Annotated in this window: 3 protein-coding genes; 1 reads left to right on the forward strand and 2 read right to left on the reverse strand. The window is 31.6% G+C overall.

What is annotated here, in order from left to right; translation table 11 throughout:
* Nucleotides 1–95: 95 nt before the first annotated feature.
* Nucleotides 96–227, reverse strand: coding sequence for a site-specific integrase (locus JF818_RS16630; protein WP_198890735.1), 132 nt, complete (start codon nt 225–227; stop codon nt 96–98).
* A 40-nt stretch (nt 228–267) separates the two neighbouring features.
* On the opposite strand from JF818_RS16630, the gene aroQ reads away from it, so the two are divergent.
* On the forward strand, nt 268–681 hold the full coding sequence (gene aroQ, locus JF818_RS04275; protein ID WP_198890736.1) for a type II 3-dehydroquinate dehydratase: 414 nt from the start codon (nt 268–270) through the stop codon (nt 679–681).
* 167 nt (nt 682–848) lie between these two features.
* Here aroQ and JF818_RS04280 read toward each other — a convergent pair.
* Nucleotides 849–1,042 (reverse strand): DUF2400 family protein (locus tag JF818_RS04280; RefSeq protein WP_198890737.1); only part of this gene is annotated, 194 nt, incomplete at its 5' end.

The raw sequence follows: 1,042 nt of genomic DNA on the forward strand, positions 1-1,042 counted from the left end.
GATTAAACGAGCTTGTGAACGTGCATTAATTTGTTTTGAAGCTGTATAAATAAACTGCTGTATTTCTTCCTGTTTAATTGTAATTGGAGAAACACTTATTTCATTTCCTCTAAATAAGAAATTAGTTTTTTTACATCACGAGAATAACTGTTAATTGAGTTAACAGCCAATCCTTTTTCTATTTTTAAATAAAACTGATAATCTTGTAAAGCACTGTTCCATTTCATAAAGTAAAAATAAATATATTTACACTTAAATAATATAGAAATGAAAATAATTATAATAAACGGCCCAAACCTTAATTTACTGGGTAAAAGAGAACCTACTATTTATGGAGATTTATCTTTTGATAATTTTTTTAAAGAATTAAAAAAGAAATATGCTGATGTAGAATTGAGTTATTTTCAAAGTAATATTGAAGGCGAAATTATTGATAAAATACACGAAGTAGGCTTTAATTTTGATGGAATTATTTTAAATGCAGGCGCTTACACACACACATCAATAGCCATTGGCGATGCAATTAAAGGCGTAGAAACTCCTGTGGTTGAAGTACATATTTCTAACGTACATTCTCGCGAAGATTTTCGCCATATTTCCTATATAGCACCAAATGCAAAAGGTGTAATTGCCGGTTTCGGTTTACAAAGTTACGAGTTGGCTTTAGAAAGTTTTCTTTAGGGCGTTACCCTTTCGGGTCGGGCTTTACGCACTCGCTTTTTTGTTATTACTAACAAAAAGAGCTCAAACAAAGCTTCAATCCCTAACGCAAAATTTAGATATCAAGTCAAGTATTTATTTTTAGGTAGTTTTTAAACATTGGTTGTTGGGCGGAGTAGAATCAAAACTTAAAAATTCTCAAAAACACCTAAACCAAACAAAGCAAAATCGTATTTAACAGGGTCATTTTTATCCATTTTACGTAAATTTTTATCCAATTCCGTCAAAGCCTTTGCATCATTTTGTTTTCGCGGTAGTAAACCTAATTTACGTGCCACATTACCTGAATGTACATCCAACGGACACGAAAGTTGGGCAGGAG

The organism is Sphaerochaeta sp. S2, from assembly GCF_016406725.1.
Taxonomy (GTDB): domain Bacteria; phylum Spirochaetota; class Spirochaetia; order Sphaerochaetales; family Sphaerochaetaceae; genus Sphaerochaeta.